Source organism: Rathayibacter sp. AY1F2 (assembly GCF_002930885.1).
Lineage (GTDB): Bacteria > Actinomycetota > Actinomycetes > Actinomycetales > Microbacteriaceae > Rathayibacter.
Window position 1 is genome coordinate 1 of record NZ_PSVG01000014.1, and the last position, 14,880, is coordinate 14,880.

Sequence of the window (14,880 nt, forward strand, 5' to 3'; positions counted from 1 at the left end):
CCCCCGCACCGACCGCCCCCGCCGGTCCCTCCTCCGCACCGCCCTGATCGGGACGACGACCGCTCTGCTGGCCGTCCTGGTCGCGGCGGCGCTCCTGTTCCACGCGTCCGGCGGACGCTGGTTCATCGTGCAGACGCCCTCCATGGGTACGGCCGCCCCGGTCGGCACCCTCGTCCTCACCGAGCCGACGGCCCTCGAGGACGTCCGGGTCGGCGACGCGGTCAGCTTCCACCCCACCACCACGCCCGACGAGACCTACACCCACCGGGTCGTCGAGATCGCCGACGACGGCACGCTCCGCACCCAGGGCGACATCAACGGCGCCGTCGATCCGTGGGCCACCGGCCAGGACCAGCTCATCGGAGTCGTCACCACGGCGCTGCCGGTGCTCGGCTGGCTCGTGCGCGGCCTGCCGCTGCTGATCATCGGCGCCGTCCTCGTGCAGCTGCTCACCCGCTTCATCGCCTCGCCCACCCAGCGGGCGTCGATGCGGATCCTCGGCCTCTCGCTCGTCGCGTCCGTCACCGTCTTCGTGCTCCGCCCGCTGGTCGGCATCGTCGTCCTCGAGGCCACCGTGGACAGCGGCACGACGAACGCCACGCTCGTCTCGACAGGCGTCCTCCCCATCCGCGTGAGCGCCGAGGGTGCCGACCCCGTGGACCTGGTCTCCGGACAGGTCGGCCGCCTGCAGATCCCGGCGCACGACGGAGACGCCTACGCCCTCTCCTCCGCTCTGCACCTGCCGTTCTGGGGCTGGGTCCTCTTCGTCCTGCTCTGCGCGATCCCGGTGCTCTACACGGTCTTCGTCGGCCTCCCCGGCGAGCCGGAGCGGACCGCCGAGCGAGGCCGCCGCGCCGCCCGCGAGGAGGAGACGGCATGAGCCGGCACCGCCTCTCCGCCGCCTCGCCGGCCGCGCGGCTGCGCACCCTCCTCGCCCGCCCGAGGTCTGTCGTCGCCGCCCTCGCCGCCGCCGCCCTGGCCGCCGTGCTGCTCACCGCCCCTGCCACCTCCGGCGCGTACACCGCCTCGATCCTGAACTCGACCAACACGGTCGGCAGCGCCGCCGCGTTCTTCACCTGCGACGGCGCCCTCGCCGCCGACCGCGGGGCCGCGCTCTTCGCCTACACGCTCGCGCAGCCGAGCGGATCGACGACCGCGCCCGACACGGACTCCGGCCAGTACCCGGGCACCTACCGCTCCACCAGCCTCTTCCCGACCGCGATGGTCAGCTCCGCCGCGACGCCCAAGGCCTGCCCGCGCGACGCGGGCGGCTCGTGGACGCCGAACGGCACCAACCAGTACCTGAGCACGCCGCTGGAGATCAGGAACCCCGGCACCTTCAGCACCGAGATCTGGTTCAAGACCACGAACGCCGGCGGCAAGCTCTTCAGCTTCAGCGCGGGCGCCACCGCTCCCGGCGGCCAGTACGACCGCCACACCTACATCGGTGCCGACGGCAAGCTCGTCTTCGGCGTCTACAACGGCGCCGCGCAGACCATCACGAGCACCCGAGCCGTCAACGACGGGCTCTGGCACCACGTCGTCTCCACGCTCTCGCCGACGGCGGGCATCGCGCTCTGGGTCGACGGCGTGAAGGTCGCCTCGAACAGCACGTACCGCACGGCCGAGAACACGACGGGCACCTGGAAGATCGGATACGACAGCCTGGGCGGCCAGTGGCCGAACGTCGGCTCCTCGTACTTCGGCGGGAGCCTGCGCTACGCCGCGGTGTACTCGACGGTCCTCACGCCGGAGCAGATCCAGACGCACTACGCGGCAGGACGCTGAGCGAACGGCCCGGTCGGCGGCGCCTCCGCAGCCCTAGGGTGAGCGGATGACCGCCCCCGCCCTCTCGCGCCGCGCCCGCTTCCACCAGCGGTTCCTCGTGGAGGAGCGCGTGATGGCCCCGGAGGCGCGCCGCGGCCTCGACCGGGCCGGCTTCGGCCTCATCGGCGTCGGCGTCGTCCTCTTCGCGGCCTTCACCGCGCAGGTCGCGAGCGGCACCGGCCTCACCGTCCTCGATCCGGTCGTCGCCGAGTGGTTCCGCGAGAAGCGCTCCGCCGAGGGCACGGTCGTGATGGACGCGCTCGCCACCGTCTTCGGGCCGGTCTACCTGCCGGTCATCATCCTGGCGGTGCTCGTGCTCTGGTTCGTCCTCGCGCGGCACCTCTGGCGGCCGATCCTCCTGGCCGGCGGCATGCTCGTCGGGATGCTCAGCGTGCAGCTGGCCGCGCACCTCGTGATGCGGATGCGCCCGCCTGTCGAGTACATGCTGCTCGGGCCCGACGGGACCTTCTCGTTCCCCTCCGGCCACGTCACCGGCGTGAGCGACTTCTTCCTGATCACCACGTTCCTCCTCGCCTCCCGCCGCTCCTCCCGGAGCTGGATGATCGGGGGCTTCGCGCTCTCGCTCGGGATGATCGCCGGCCAGATCGTCGCCCGGCTCTACCTCGGCTACCACTGGCTGACCGACACGCTCGCCTCGGTGTCGCTCGCCCTGATCGTGCTCGGCTCGGTGATCGTGATCGACACCCGCCGGACCGCGGTCGTGCGGGGCCACGCGGACTGACCGGCGCGCCCACCCCTGCGGCGAGGAGCCGGCCGCGGGAGCAGGCCCTGTCGTCAGCCCCGGTCGGCCGGATCCTCCTCGGTGACGATCGGCACCGGCTCCGTCACGCCGATCGTGCTGACGATCGGGACGATCCCGGTGCGGGTGAACGGCTCCTCGGCGGCCGGCGCCGGCTCGTCGGGCAGCGGTGCGGGGTCGACCGCGGCCGGCGCCGACGGGTCGGACGCCGTGAGGCCGGATCCGCTGCCCGACGCTGTGGCGTCCTGTGCGGTGTCCGCCTGCCCGGCCTCGGCGCCGTCGGGGTAGAGGACGTCGGCGGCGAGGGCCTGCTCGATCCCGCGGTCCCGGCGGGTCCGGGCGCGGACCGGCGCCACCGCCCGCACGATCGGGGTGCGCAGGCGGCGGTAGGCGATCCGGCCGAGCGTGACTCCGCCGGCGAGGCCCAGCGCGATCATGCCCGCCTGGAGCAGGAGCTCGATCCCGGCGCTCGGGCCGGCGTTCGAGGTGAGGCCGAGGACGCCGCGGTAGAGGGTGAGGCCGGGCAGGAGGGGGACGATCGCGCACGCGGTCGTCACCACGGCGGGCACCCGCATCCGCTCGGCCAGCATCTCGCCGAGCAGGCCGATCGCCAGCGCCGGGAGGGCGTTGGCCATGAGCGGCGCGAAGCCCGAGGTGGTCAGCGAGTCGGAGACGAGGAACGCGCCGGCTCCGGTGAGGGCGGCGATGAGCGCGGGCCGCGGCGGGGTGTGCGACGAGAGCGCCCAGGCGCCGGCCGCGACCCCGGCGCCGAGCACCTGCACGGCCGCCGGCCAGGGGCGGGCGTAGGAGTCGACCAGCACCAGCTCGACCCCGAGCGAGCGCGCGCCGTCGAGCACCACGGCGATGCCGACGACGATGCCCAGCGTCAGCAGCCCGACCTCGAGCAGCCGGCCGCCCGCGGTGATCGGGAACCCGTTGATCGCGTCGTCCGCCGCTCCCACGAACGAGAGCCCGGCGAGGAGCACGACCACCCCCGACGCGACGACGAGCGCGGGCGGCAGAACCGCCAGCTCCACGGGCAGCCGCGGCACGACCGCGAGCAGCACCACCGCCACTCCGGTCGCCAGCGCGGCGCCGGCGATCTGCTGGAAGAAGGCGGGCAGGCCCCAGCGGGCGAGCAGCTGGTTGACCAGGTCGATCGCGGCGGCCGTCGCGGCGGCGAGGAGCACGACGAGCGGGCCGCCCCCGAGCAGGAGCGCGACGCCCGCGGCCATCAGTGCGAGCGTGAGGGTGACGACTCCGCGGCGGTAGCGGTGCGGCTGGACGAGGATCGCGTCGAGCCGGTCGTGCGCGGCCTCGAACTGGTGCCGCGCCTCCTCGCGGGCCTCGGCGGAGTCGACGGCGTCGGCGACCCGCACCTCCGGCGAGCCCTCGGTGATGGCGGTGACGAGCGCCGTCACGCGGGCGAGCCGCTCGTAGTCGGCGCTGCGGGAGGGGACGACGCGCAGCACGCTCACGCTGGGGGAGTCGTCGCCTCCGTCGTGCACGACCAGGATCGATGTGAAGGTGAGGTCGACCTGGCACTCGATGCCGTAGGCGCGGCACACCCGCTGGATCGTCTCGGTCACCTCGGCGGCCGCGGACCCCAGCGAGAGCAGCGTCTCGCCCAGCCGCACGGCCAGCTCGAGCACCCCGCGGACCGTCTGCTCGGCGAGGAGCGCCCGCTGCGCTCGACGGCTCACCGGGGCCGCGGGCCGCTGCCCGCCGAGCTTGCCGACGACCTGCTGCAGAAGACGAGGAGAGCGCACCGTCCAGGGTAGGCACGCGGGGGCCGGTCCGGGGACGGGTTGCGCCGGCGGCTTCTGCGCGGATGCCCGGGCAGCAGCCCTCAGCAGCAGGCGAGCACCCGGGTCGTCAGCCAGAGGGCGGCCTCGAGCTCGGTGTGCAGCTCCCGGCCGAGGGCGAGCCAGCGCTCCTCCGCCTCGGCGCTCCTCCAGCCCTCGAACACGTCGCATCCGGCGGCCCAGAGCTCCTGCCAGCGGAGCAGCGGTCCGTGCAGGGCCTCCGGGACGCCGATCGCGCCCGGGTCGTCGACCGGGCCGTCGAGCGCCCAGAGAGGATACTCCGCGCCGTGGTCCGGGTACAGGCGGAGGTCGGCGAGCCGCCCCTCCCGATCGGCCCGCGCGCGGGCGAGGGTGTCCTCCTCCGTCGCGAACGGCGGGACGATCCACTCGATCTGCGTGACGGGATCGACGACTCGGTGTTCCACGGCTCCTGCTCCGCTCCTCGATGCGCGCACGACGGTAGCAGGGCCGTTCCGCGCAGCATCGGAGGGGGCCTGCCTACACTGGCGAGCGACTGCGTCCGCGAACGGGCGGGCGGGGCGAGGGGTGGGAGCGCATGAGGGTTCACGAGCGCGCGGTGCGGCACGGGCGGCTCCGGCGGCGGTCCGGGGTGCGGACAGTGGTGGTCGGGATCGCGGCGGTGGTCGGCGTCCTCGCCGTCAGCGCCACCTCGCTCGTGGCGATCGCGACGGTGAGCATCAGCCGGAACGTCGCCGACAACGCGGTCGACCTGGGCGTCGCTCCTCCCACCGCCGGGAACGTGCAGATGGGCGCGGTCGAGGGCGGCTTCGACGTCCTGGTGGTCGGCACCGACAACGACGCCACGCAGGGCGACTCCTTCGGCGTCCGCGACGACACGCTCAACGACGTCAACATCCTGCTCCACGTCTCGGCCGACCACCGCAGCGCGACGGTGATCAGCTTCCCGCGCGACCTGATCCTGGACCGTCCCGCGTGCACCGACCCCGAGACGGGCGTCGTCACCGAGGCCGCCGCCGGCGTCCCGCTCAACTCCGCGTTCCAGTACGGCGGGCTCGCCTGCGTCAACGACACCCTGCAGCAGTTCACCGGCCTGACGGTGCCCTACGCCGGCTGGGTGTCCTTCAACGGCGTCATCGAGATGAGCAACGCCGTCGGCGGCGTCCCGATCTGCCTCACGGGTCCGATCCTCGACACCGACTCGGGACTCGACCTGCCCGCCGGCACCTCCACCGTCTCCGGGTCGATGGCCCTCTCGTTCCTCCGCAGCCGCCACGGCGTCGGCGACCAGAGCGACCTCAGCCGCATCTCGTCGCAGCAGCAGTACCTGGCCTCGCTGATGCGCACCGTCCGCTCGGCCGACACCCTCTCGAACATCCCCGCCCTCTACGGACTCGCGCAGGCGACCTCGTCGAACGTGCACCTGTCGACGTCGCTCACGAGCCCGGCGACGATGATCTCGCTCGCCCTCGCGCTGAAGGACGTCGACCTCTCGAAGATGGTGTTCGTGCAGTACCCGGCGCTCGACGACCCGGACTACCCGGGCAAGGTCGTGCCCAACGCCGAGGTCGGGGCCGAGCTCATGAACCGCGTCCTCAACGACCAGCCGGTGACCCTCGCATCCGACGCTCCGGCGGAGGAGGCGCCCGCGGCGGAGGCGCCCGCGGACGGCGGCGCGGCTCCGACGGATCCCGCTCCCGTCGCCGTCGACGCTCCGGGCCAGACCGCGGCGGAGGAGACCTGCGCGGTGCCGTCCGACTGACCCGACGGGTCTCGCGACGGCGAAGGCGCCCGGGCGGTGTGCCCGGGCGCCTTCGTCGTCCGCGGTGCGTGGCCGTCTACGCGCGGCGGCGGCGCACCGTCAGGGCGAGACCGCCGAGGATGCCGAAGGCGGCCAGGGCGAGCGGCGCGGTCGTCGAGACGCCGGTCGAGGCGAGGACGGGGCGGTGGCCGCCCGTCTGCGCCGCGGGTCCGGAGCCGGCCGGGTGCCCTGCGGGCCCGGCGCCGACAGGGTGCGCCGTGACCGCGGCGACCGCGGCGGAGCAGTCGGCCTCTCCGGCGATCGGGTCCTCCTCCGTCAGCGTGTAGTCGTAGGAGGTGCTCGCCACGAGACCGCTCGACGTGCCGCGGGCGATGACGCAGTAGATCTCGCTCGCCGGGTCCTGCAGCGGGTACTCGCCGAGGGAGATCAGGCTCCAGCCCAGCGCGTCGACGCCGACCTCGCGGCTCGAGCCGCCGCCCGTGAGCGTCTGGCGCGCACCCGAGGTCGAGAAGACGCCGATCGAGACGGTCTCGTCCGCGCCGAAGCCGAGGAGAGCGCCACCGCTGGTGGGCTGTCCGTCCGCCGGGGCGGGCTCGGGCGAAGCCCCCTGGGGCCAGATCCGGATCGCGGTGCGTGAGGGGACCTGCTCCAGCGACGACGTCACGGAGCGTCCGCTGGTCTCTCCCGTGGCGGTGACGGTGAAGGTGCCCAGCTGGTCCGCCATGGTGTCGGCGTCGAGCAGGACGAAGGCCTCGCCCGAGAGCGGGGTCGGCGCGGGGGGCACGAGGGCGGAGGTGCTGCCGTCGGGCGCGGTGAGCGTGACGGACACGTCCTCGCCGCGGTCGAATCCGCGGAACGAGGCGACGACGCCGTAGATCCGGAACTCTCCGACCTGGATGTCCGCACCGGCCGGGAGCACCCCGCCGTCCTCCCGGTTCTGGAAGACGACGCTCGTGTCGGGCTGCGTCACGGTCAACTCGACGGCATCGGAGGCGACACGGGCGCCCGAGGCGTCGAGTCCCTCCGCGATGACGGAGATCGTCTCGCCGGGGAGCGGGAGATGGGGGTCCACCGCGACGCCGTCCGCGTCGGTGGGGAGCCAGTCCTGGAGGCGGAGCTCGCCGGAGGCGGTGATCACGCTGGTGGTGACGGCCTCCTCCGAGTCGCCGTCGCGGAGCACGACGACGGCGACGGTGCCGGGCTGGAAACCGGTGCCGGACACGTCCAGGCCGCCGGCCCAGCCCTCCGCCGAGGGGATCGCGGAGAACGCCGAGCCCGCTTCGTAGGTGGTGCGGTCGAGGGCGATCGCCAGGGGCGACTGCGCGCTCTCGACGGGCGCGATGGTCGGAGCCGGAGTGGGCGCCGGAGTCGAGGCCGGCTGCGGCGTCGCCGTGGGCTCCGGAGTCGCGGTCGGCTCCGCGGTGGGAACCGGCTCGGCCGGTGCAGGACTCGAGGCGGCGTCCGGGACGACCTCGGTGGCCAGAGCGACGGACGGGAACGCGAGCGCCCCCAGCAGTGCCGCAGTGGTGATGACGGTGACGCCGTGGCGTCGTCGCGCAGAGCGCACGATTCCTGCTTCCTCCGAGCCGCTGATCGCGGTCGGCTTCCCCATGAGCGGGGGACGCTCGCCCCCTGTCGCTGAGTGTGTCCTATGCGGAACCTCAGCCGGTGCCGGATCCTGCAACGATCCGATCACGCCGCGCGGCGCGAGGTGACGGTTCGGTCGCGGGCGCGCACGGCGACCCGGACAAGCCGGTGGGCGACGCTCCCCGGGGGGTCCTCAGACCGGCGGCACGACCAGCAGCACCACGCCGATCGCGGCGCTCATCGCGGCGACCACGCACCAGCGCTCCGCTCGGGTTCCCGCGGGTCCGCGCGTCCGCGCCACGGCGCCGAGACCGATCGCGAGCACGGCGATGCCGACCTGCAGCGCCACGGTGGTGCGGATCAGCGTCCAGGCCTCGAAGGCGCTCGCTCCGGTCGATCCCGTGGCGAGCAGCGGCACTCCGCCGACGCCCGCCGGCACCAGCAGCAGGCCGGATCCGATCGCGAGCGCCGCGACGAGGTGGGCGAGCACGTCGTCCAGCGCGGTCCGTGGGGGCGCGCCGACCGGCCCGAGCGCGGCGGCGCCGGGCCTCATCGCGACAGTGCGGAGATGCATGGGGCGAGCGTAGGACCGGACCGCACCGGAGCGGACCCCCTGTGGAGGCCCCTGTCCGGTGGGCATTCCGGAGGAGGATCGGCGCTGGGCGAGTAGTCGAGGGCCCCGCCCTCCGGTCGCTCGTCGACGCCGTCCGGGCGGCTCGCTTCACGCCCGTCAGTCGCTGCTCCCGGTCCAGGTCCCTTCGATCACCTGGATCAGGTCGTGCCGCTCATCGCGGCCCAGATCCGGTTCGAACTCGACGACGAGCCGGTCCGACCGGTAGACATCCCTCGTGTTGTACACCGTCGCCTGGCGCGCGAGATCGAGGGAGTGGTAGCGGTGGATCGACGCCCCGGGCCCGTCGACGCCCTCCACGCACCCACGACGATCTCCGCAGGCCTCCCTGCTCGGAGCGGCAGCGCGCTCGAGTCCGTCCAGCTCCGCGCGGGTGACGTCCCGGATCGTGATCCTCGATCTCGAGTCGTCGAGGAGGAGCCCCGCTCCGAAGACGGCGGCTCCGCCGACGACGGCCCCGACGACGAGACCCGCAGCCCCGAAGACGACGGCGGTCCGGCCGACCGTTCCCGTGGCTCTGCTCGTCGCTGTCATGGAGGTCCTCTCTTCGGCCGGCTGCTCGGGCGGACGGCGGAGTGCCATCGCATCCGGAGAACCTCCCAGCGCTCATCGGCGGAGTCAAGAGCGCACACCTCGATGGCAGGAGATGTGGCGCGATCGTCGACGCAGAGGGTGCAGCAGCAGGCTCCGCATCCGCCCGGCGCCTCCGCCTCAGGCGCCGTCTCCGGCAGGATCAGGGGATGCGCCTGCAGACCCTCACCACCGGATCCGGACCGCGACACGTCGGGCTGGTGCACGGGCTCGGTGCGTCGGCGGCGACCTGGGGGCCGTTCGTCGAGCGGCTCGTCGCGACCGGCCGCTACACGGTCACGGCCGTCGATCTGCGCGGGCACGGCGCGAGCGCCCGGGCGGAGTCCTACCGGATCGACGACATGGCCGCCGATCTGGTCGAGTCGCTGCCGGCGGGACTCGACAGCGTGGTCGGCCACTCGCTCGGCGGCGCGGTGCTGCAGCGTGCCGTCGCCGGACTCGCGCCCGGCCGGGCCGTCTACCTCGATCCCGGGTTCGCCCTGTCGCTCCCCACGAGCGGCCTGCGCGGACGGCTGTTCTGGGCGGCACCGCTGCTGTCGGTCGGCGTCGCCCAGCTCGGGCAGGCGCGGGCGAGCGCCGCGGTCCGCGCCGCCTACAGCCCGGAGATCCGCGCGCTGCTCGATGACGCGAAGAAGAGGTTCGACGCGCGGATGGCCGTCGGCGTGTTCCGGGACGTCGCCTTCCACCCGGTCCCGGTCGAGGCGCCGGCGGTCCCGTCGACGGTCGTGCTCTCCGACCAGTCGCCGGCGGTGCTGCCGGACGCCCTGGCCGCGCGGCTCGAGCAGCGGGGCTGGCAGGTGCGCCGGCTCCCGGGCGTGCACCACGACATGCAGTTCGAGGACCCGGACAGGACGTTCGCCGCGATCGCGGACGTGCTCTAGCCGCCCCCTCCGCGGGTCGGGCGCCGGTGAACGGGGATTCCGGGTGCATCCGTACCTCGCGGATCGAGACGGCGGGCTATCCCGGAGGCCCGCCCGCCGTCCTCCTGCGCCCGCCGTCAGCGGACGGTCGTCGCGGCGGTGTCGGCGTTGCTGCGCATCGACGGGTCCGGTGTCCTGACCGAGAACGCGGCGGCGAAGGCGGTCGCGGTGCCGGTGCGCGTGGCCGTGACGGTGATCCTCTCGGTGACGGTCCGCCCGTTCGCGAGACTCGAGCGCGGGAAGATCACGATGCTCCCGATGCGGCTGTACGAGCCCGTGGCGGAGACGAACTGCACGGTCGGGGGGAGGACCACCTTCGAGAAGACGGACGCCGACGTGGAGGGTCCGGCGTTCTTCGTGATGAGCGTGTACGTGAACGTCCTCCCCTTCACCGCGGTGGTCGGAGCGGAGACGTCGACGCGCAGGTCGGCCCTCGTGGTCGCCTTCTGCGGAGAGACGGTCAGCGTGCTCGCCGCCTCGACGGTGCCCGCCGGGTTCACCGCGCGGAGGGTGAAGCCGTACGTCCCCGCGGTGGTCGGGGTGCCGGTGAGGCGGCCTGAGCCGTCGAGGGCGAGCCCGGGAGGCAGAGTGCCCGACGCGACGGTGACGACCGGCGCCGGGGATCCGGTCGCCGTGTACGTGAAGTCGTAGGCGGAGCCGACCACGCCGGCCGCGGCCGTCCCCGAGAGGGTCGGAGCGGTCGCCGCCGGTCCGACGGTGAGGGTGTGGGGCGCGCCGGTGGTGGTGCCGAAGGTGGTGCGGGCGGACACACTGAAGGAGGACGCTCCCTCGACGGTCGGGGTGCCGGAGAGGACGCCCGCGGAGGTGAGGGTCAGGCCGGCCGGGAGGGACCCGGAGGCGAGCTCGATCGTCGACGCGCCGCCGGTGGCGAAGGTGTAGGAGAAGGGCGTTCCGAGAGGCGCCGTCGCCGGAGGGGCGTCGGCCGTGAAGACGGGCCGAGCGCCGAGGGCGAGGCTGTGGAAGCTGCCGCCGGACACGGCGGTGGCGCCGGTGAGTCCCGCCGGCACGGAAGCCTCGCCGAAGCCGTCGTAGCCCCAGGCGGTGACGGTGCCGTCGCGGCGCACAGCGAGGCTGTGGTACCCGCCGGCGGCGACGGCGGTGACGTCCGCGAGGCCGTCGGGGACGTCGGACTGGCCGCCGCTGTCGCTGCCCCAGGCGACGACGGTCCCGTCCGAGCGCAGCGCGAGGCTGTGGGAGGCTCCGGCGGAGACGGCGGTGACGCCGGTGAGCCCCGCGGGCACGTCGGTCTGCCCGAAGGCGTCGTATCCCCATGCGGTGACGGTGCCGTCGCGGTGCAGCGCGAGGTCGTGGAATCGGCCGGCGGCGATGGCGACGACTCCGCTGAGCCCGTCCGGCACGGTCGCCTGGCCGTAGAAGTCGTATCCCCAGGCGGTGACGGTCCCGTCGCCGTGCAGGGCGAGGTTGTGGTAGCCGCCGGCAGCGATGGCGGTGACGTCGGCGAGCCCGTCCGGCACTGTGGCCTGCCCGTCGCCGTCGTCGCCCCAGGCGGTGACGGTCCCGTCTCTCCGCAGGGCGAGGCTGTGGTTCACGCCGGCGTCGACGGCGACGACGTCGTCCAGACCGGTCGGCACGGTGGCCTGCCCGCTGCTGTCCTCGCCCCAGGCGGCGACGGTGCCGTCGCTGCGCAGGGCGAGGCTGTGGGAGCCGCCCGCGGCGATCGCCGTCGCGTCGGTGAGCCCAGCCGGCGCAGCGACCTGCCCGCTGGAGTCGTCACCCCAGCCGACGACACCGGTCGCAGCGGGAGCCGCGGCGACCGCGGACAGGGGAGCCGTGGTCCCGAGGAGGAGCGCGACGGTCGCCGTCAGCGCGAGCAGGCCGAGCGCCGGCCGAGGCCTCGTCCTCCGCTCAGGGGTCGAGCGGGCCGTACCGGCGTCCGGGTCGGTCGGGCGGGAGGCGGAGGGAGAGCGCATGCTGGAGCCTTCGATCGGGTCGACCGTGGGCGGCCGTCTCCGAACAGTGGCACCCGGTCCCACCGCCGACAACAGCCTCTAGCGGACATGTCCGCAACAGGGCAGGGGCCGGTGCGCGGAGGATGCGTCGGCCTCGGAACGGGCCCGCGGAGCATCCCCCACCGGTGCCGGGGCCGGTCCCGACGGATCGCGCGCAGGCGTCTCGCGCAGACCGATCGCGGCGAGACGTTCTCCTCCCGGCCACCCGTGCCGGACGCCCCGGCCCCTACCGTGGCCGCATGACAGCAGCGGAGTCAGGACGTCCCGGAGCCCGTGAGCGGGGCTCGAGCGGGATTATCGCGGCCGGCGCTCTGATGCTCGCCTCGGCCGGGCTGCAGCAGCTCGCCGCCGTTCAGCGCTGGGCCGTCGCCGGGCCGATCCTGGGCGAGCAGGCGATCGAGGACCACCGGTACGACTACTCGTGGCCCTCCGATCCGTGGGAGAACGTCGGATCGGCAGCGCAGCTGCTCGGGATCGGGCACCTCCTCGTCGCTCTCGCCGTCCTCGCCGCGGTCGGTCCGGGACGGCGGCGCCCGGTCGCGGTGCTGCGGACCGTGGTCGCCGCGGCGTTCGGCTGCCTCGGCCTGCACGCGGTCCTGTCCGGGATCCTCGGCGCACCGACGATCCTGCAGGCGATGCTCCCGGCGGTCCTGCTGGGTCTGGCCGCACCCGCCGGCCTGCTCGTCCTCGCGGTCCTCGTGGCGAGGACGTCGCCCCTCCGCGCCGCGTCCTTCGTCCTCCTGATCGGATCGACGCTGCCCGGCTACCTCGTCGCGACGTTCGCGATCGCTCCCGCGCTCGTCGGCTCCCAGTCGTACGACACCACGCCCTGGACGGAGTCGGTCGTCGCCGCCTCGGTGGCGCTCGCCGGGGCGCCGCTCCTGCTCGAAGCGCTGATCCGCTCGATCGTGCATCGCGCGGGGGCCGTGCCGCGTCGCGAGTCGCCGGGAGCCGACGCGTCCTGATCGAACGGCGGGCTCACCCGGCCCGCTCGGTCGTGCCGATCCCCCCGGACGCGAGGAAGGGCCGCCCCGAGGGACGGCCCTTCCCGCGACTCCGTCGGCCCGCGCTCCTCCAGAGGAGCCGGGCCGACGAGTGCTCAGTGCTGGCGGATCTTGTCGATCAGCTTCCCGCCGAGGTCCTTGACCTTGTCGGTGATGGGGGTGCTCGACTTCGGGCGCTCGGTGACGGTGAACGGCAGGGTGATCGCCTTGCCGGTCTGGTCGCCGGTCACCGTGACGCTGTAGTCGCCGGGCGTGGTGGGCGCCTTCGCCGTGACGGTGAGGCCGCCGCCGGCGAGGTCGCGGGTCGCGGTGCGGTCCGTGAAGAGGGGCGCGGAGCCGATCAGCTGCGTGTCCCCGTTGAAGCCCTTCGCGGTGAGGGTGACGTCGGCTCCGGGGGTGAACGACGAGCCGGAGAGCTCGGCGGTGGCTCCGAAGCTCATCGAGCGGATGTCGCGGTCCACTCCGAGCGCGTTCGTGATGGTGAAGAACGTGTCGGTCTGGTCGGTGAGCCCGGCGACGTTCGCCGCGCCCGGCCCGTAGGCGGCGATGCGCAGCTGCGTTCCGGTGTGCTGCTGCGATCCGCCCTCGGCGGCCGTGCCGTACGACACCTTCATGGTGCTGCCGTCGGCGGTCTTCAGCGCGGTGCTGAGCGAGGTCGGCGGGGTCGAGTCGACGATCTGGCTGGAGTGGGCGTGGTCGGCGGTGACGATGACGAGGGTGTTCCCGTCCGCCTCGGCGAACGCGAGCGCGGCCTGGACGGCCTCGTCGAGGTCGACGGTCTCGCCGATCTGGCCGCACGCGTTCGCGGCGTGGTCCTGCTTGTCGATGCTGGCGCCCTCCACCTGGAGGAAGAAGCCCTTGTCGCCGGTGTCGAGGAGGTCGATCGCCTTCTCGGTCATGGAGCGGAGCGTGGGCTGCTCGGCCGGACGGGCGGGGTTCGCGACGCAGGTCTGCGGGGCGGCGTCCGCTCCGCCGACCGTTGCCGGAGTGGGCGCGTAGCGGACGGGCAGGTTGCCGGCGTTGAACAGTCCGAGCACGGGCGCGTCCTGGTCGGCGACGGTCAGCGCGTCGAGCTGCGCGGCGGTGGCGGGAGTCGTGGCGTCTCCGAGCACCTGGAAGCCGCGCTCCGCGGCCTGCTGGAACAGCGGCTCGCCGCTCCAGTCGCCGGCGCGCGCGACCTGCGCGAAGCTGGCCGACCCTCCGCCGAGGGTCAGGTCGGCGCGGGTGTCGAGGATCTGCTCGCTGATCGAGCCGAGTCCGCCGTTCTCCAGCGCGTCGTCGCCGCAGCTCGCGCTGTCGGGTCCGTAGCAGCTGCGGGCGTCGACGTGGGCGGCCTGCACGGCCGGGGTGGCGTCCTGGATCTCGGCGGTGGTGACGTTGCCGGTCTTCAGGCCGTTCGCCTTCGCGATCTCGAGGAGGGTGTCCTTGCGCTGCTGGTCGATGTCGACCGAGATGGCGTTGTCGTAGGTCTTGGTGCCGGTGGCCCAGGCGCTGCCGGTGGCGGCGGAGTCGGGCACGTAGTCCGGGGCGCCCTTGACGGCGCCCGTCGCCGGGTCGTCCGCGCGGTAGAGCGAGTAGGTCGTGTACTGGCCGGTGATCGGCAGGGCGTCGATCCCGGGGAAGCGGCCGGCCGCTCCGTACTGGTAGTTGCGGGCGACGGTGATCTCCGAATCGCCCATGCCGTCCCCGATGAGGAGGATGACGTTCTTCGCGTCCTGCTCCTTCACCGCTGCGCGCAGCGAGTCGGAGAGGTCGGCGTCGACCGGGGAGATGCGGGCGGCTCCGCCGGTGGCGGAGAGGTCGGCGGCACCGACAGCAGTGGCGGCGCCGGGTGCGGCCAGTGCGGCGGCGCAGACCAGAGCAGCGGCCGAGAGGGCCAGAGCGGAGCGTCCGCGGTTCGCGGAGCGGAACAGTCGTGTCACGTCGTGGACTCCTTGAGAGGTGAGACCCCGGAAAGGGGCACGCTCATCTCACTCCGGATCGCCCCGTCGGTGGGTGAACGGTGATGCATAGCTGAGTGAAC

13 protein-coding genes are annotated in these 14,880 nt (G+C 73.9%); 6 read left to right on the forward strand and 7 right to left on the reverse strand.

Annotated elements, in window-relative coordinates:
• From C5C54_RS17965 to C5C54_RS11385, 3 genes are all read left to right on the forward strand, one after another.
• Nucleotides 1-880: S26 family signal peptidase (locus tag C5C54_RS17965; protein ID WP_104288378.1), on the forward strand; the 880-nt coding region annotated here is incomplete at its 5' end.
• Nucleotides 877-1,788, forward strand: coding sequence for a LamG domain-containing protein (locus C5C54_RS11380; protein WP_104247132.1), 912 nt, complete (start codon nucleotides 877-879; stop codon nucleotides 1,786-1,788). The genes C5C54_RS17965 and C5C54_RS11380, both read left to right, overlap by 4 nt.
• A 46-nt stretch (nucleotides 1,789-1,834) precedes the next feature.
• Complete coding sequence (locus tag C5C54_RS11385) at nucleotides 1,835-2,569, forward strand: phosphatase PAP2 family protein (RefSeq protein WP_104234004.1); 735 nt, start codon at nucleotides 1,835-1,837, stop codon at nucleotides 2,567-2,569.
• 53 nt (nucleotides 2,570-2,622) lie between these two features.
• Here the strand turns inward: C5C54_RS11385 and C5C54_RS11390 are convergent, their stop codons facing one another.
• Together C5C54_RS11390 and C5C54_RS17970 are read right to left on the reverse strand one after the other, a co-directional pair.
• On the reverse strand, nucleotides 2,623-4,356 hold the full coding sequence (locus tag C5C54_RS11390) for a threonine/serine exporter ThrE family protein (RefSeq protein ID WP_181127879.1): 1,734 nt from the start codon (nucleotides 4,354-4,356) through the stop codon (nucleotides 2,623-2,625).
• A gap of 80 nt (nucleotides 4,357-4,436) precedes the next feature.
• A complete protein-coding gene (locus C5C54_RS17970; RefSeq protein WP_181127880.1) occupies nucleotides 4,437-4,817 on the reverse strand; it encodes a hypothetical protein in 381 nt (126 codons plus the stop codon).
• A 131-nt stretch (nucleotides 4,818-4,948) separates the two neighbouring features.
• On the opposite strand from C5C54_RS17970, the gene C5C54_RS11395 reads away from it, so the two are divergent.
• Nucleotides 4,949-6,133, forward strand: a complete 1,185-nt coding sequence (locus C5C54_RS11395; protein WP_104234001.1) for an LCP family protein — start codon at nucleotides 4,949-4,951, stop codon at nucleotides 6,131-6,133.
• A 76-nt stretch (nucleotides 6,134-6,209) separates the two neighbouring features.
• On the opposite strand, the gene C5C54_RS11400 is transcribed toward C5C54_RS11395, so the two are convergent.
• From C5C54_RS11400 to C5C54_RS11410, 3 genes are all read right to left on the reverse strand, one after another.
• Nucleotides 6,210-7,745 (reverse strand): hypothetical protein, encoded by a 1,536-nt coding sequence (locus C5C54_RS11400; protein WP_104288380.1) that lies wholly within the window; start codon nucleotides 7,743-7,745, stop codon nucleotides 6,210-6,212.
• 168 nt (nucleotides 7,746-7,913) lie between these two features.
• Nucleotides 7,914-8,294 (reverse strand): hypothetical protein, encoded by a 381-nt coding sequence (locus C5C54_RS11405; protein WP_104288381.1) that lies wholly within the window; start codon nucleotides 8,292-8,294, stop codon nucleotides 7,914-7,916.
• Nucleotides 8,295-8,450: 156 nt separating this feature from the next.
• The gene (locus tag C5C54_RS11410; RefSeq protein WP_104288382.1) at nucleotides 8,451-8,885 is read right to left on the reverse strand and encodes a hypothetical protein; all 435 of its coding nucleotides are present in this window, start codon (nucleotides 8,883-8,885) and stop codon (nucleotides 8,451-8,453) included.
• A gap of 206 nt (nucleotides 8,886-9,091) precedes the next feature.
• On the opposite strand from C5C54_RS11410, the gene C5C54_RS11415 reads away from it, so the two are divergent.
• Nucleotides 9,092-9,823 (forward strand): alpha/beta fold hydrolase, encoded by a 732-nt coding sequence (locus C5C54_RS11415; RefSeq protein WP_104288383.1) that lies wholly within the window; start codon nucleotides 9,092-9,094, stop codon nucleotides 9,821-9,823.
• 116 nt (nucleotides 9,824-9,939) lie between these two features.
• On the opposite strand, the gene C5C54_RS11420 is transcribed toward C5C54_RS11415, so the two are convergent.
• Nucleotides 9,940-11,814, reverse strand: a complete 1,875-nt coding sequence (locus tag C5C54_RS11420) for a DUF11 domain-containing protein (RefSeq protein ID WP_104288384.1) — start codon at nucleotides 11,812-11,814, stop codon at nucleotides 9,940-9,942.
• Nucleotides 11,815-12,092: 278 nt separating this feature from the next.
• On the opposite strand from C5C54_RS11420, the gene C5C54_RS11425 reads away from it, so the two are divergent.
• Nucleotides 12,093-12,818, forward strand: coding sequence for a hypothetical protein (locus C5C54_RS11425; RefSeq protein WP_146078824.1), 726 nt, complete (start codon nucleotides 12,093-12,095; stop codon nucleotides 12,816-12,818).
• A gap of 134 nt (nucleotides 12,819-12,952) precedes the next feature.
• Here the strand turns inward: C5C54_RS11425 and phoA are convergent, their stop codons facing one another.
• Nucleotides 12,953-14,779 carry an alkaline phosphatase gene (phoA, locus tag C5C54_RS11430; RefSeq protein WP_258063299.1) on the reverse strand — a complete coding sequence of 609 codons (1,827 nt, stop codon included), beginning with the start codon at nucleotides 14,777-14,779 and terminating at the stop codon, nucleotides 12,953-12,955.
• Nucleotides 14,780-14,880 lie beyond the last annotated feature (101 nt).

Bases quoted from the DNA above. Each gene is read 5' to 3' on its own strand.
- C5C54_RS11380 (WP_104247132.1), top strand. From the start codon at position 877: ATGAGCCGGCACCGCCTCTCCGCCGCCTCGCCGGCCGCGCGGCTGCGC.
- C5C54_RS11385 (WP_104234004.1), top strand. From the start codon at position 1,835: ATGACCGCCCCCGCCCTCTCGCGCCGCGCCCGCTTCCACCAGCGGTTC.
- C5C54_RS11395 (WP_104234001.1), top strand. From the start codon at position 4,949: ATGAGGGTTCACGAGCGCGCGGTGCGGCACGGGCGGCTCCGGCGGCGG.
- C5C54_RS11400 (WP_104288380.1), bottom strand. From the start codon at position 7,745: ATGGGGAAGCCGACCGCGATCAGCGGCTCGGAGGAAGCAGGAATCGTG.
- C5C54_RS11405 (WP_104288381.1), bottom strand. From the start codon at position 8,294: ATGCATCTCCGCACTGTCGCGATGAGGCCCGGCGCCGCCGCGCTCGGG.
- C5C54_RS11410 (WP_104288382.1), bottom strand. From the start codon at position 8,885: ATGACAGCGACGAGCAGAGCCACGGGAACGGTCGGCCGGACCGCCGTC.
- C5C54_RS11415 (WP_104288383.1), top strand. From the start codon at position 9,092: ATGCGCCTGCAGACCCTCACCACCGGATCCGGACCGCGACACGTCGGG.
- C5C54_RS11420 (WP_104288384.1), bottom strand. From the start codon at position 11,814: ATGCGCTCTCCCTCCGCCTCCCGCCCGACCGACCCGGACGCCGGTACG.
- C5C54_RS11425 (WP_146078824.1), top strand. From the start codon at position 12,093: ATGACAGCAGCGGAGTCAGGACGTCCCGGAGCCCGTGAGCGGGGCTCG.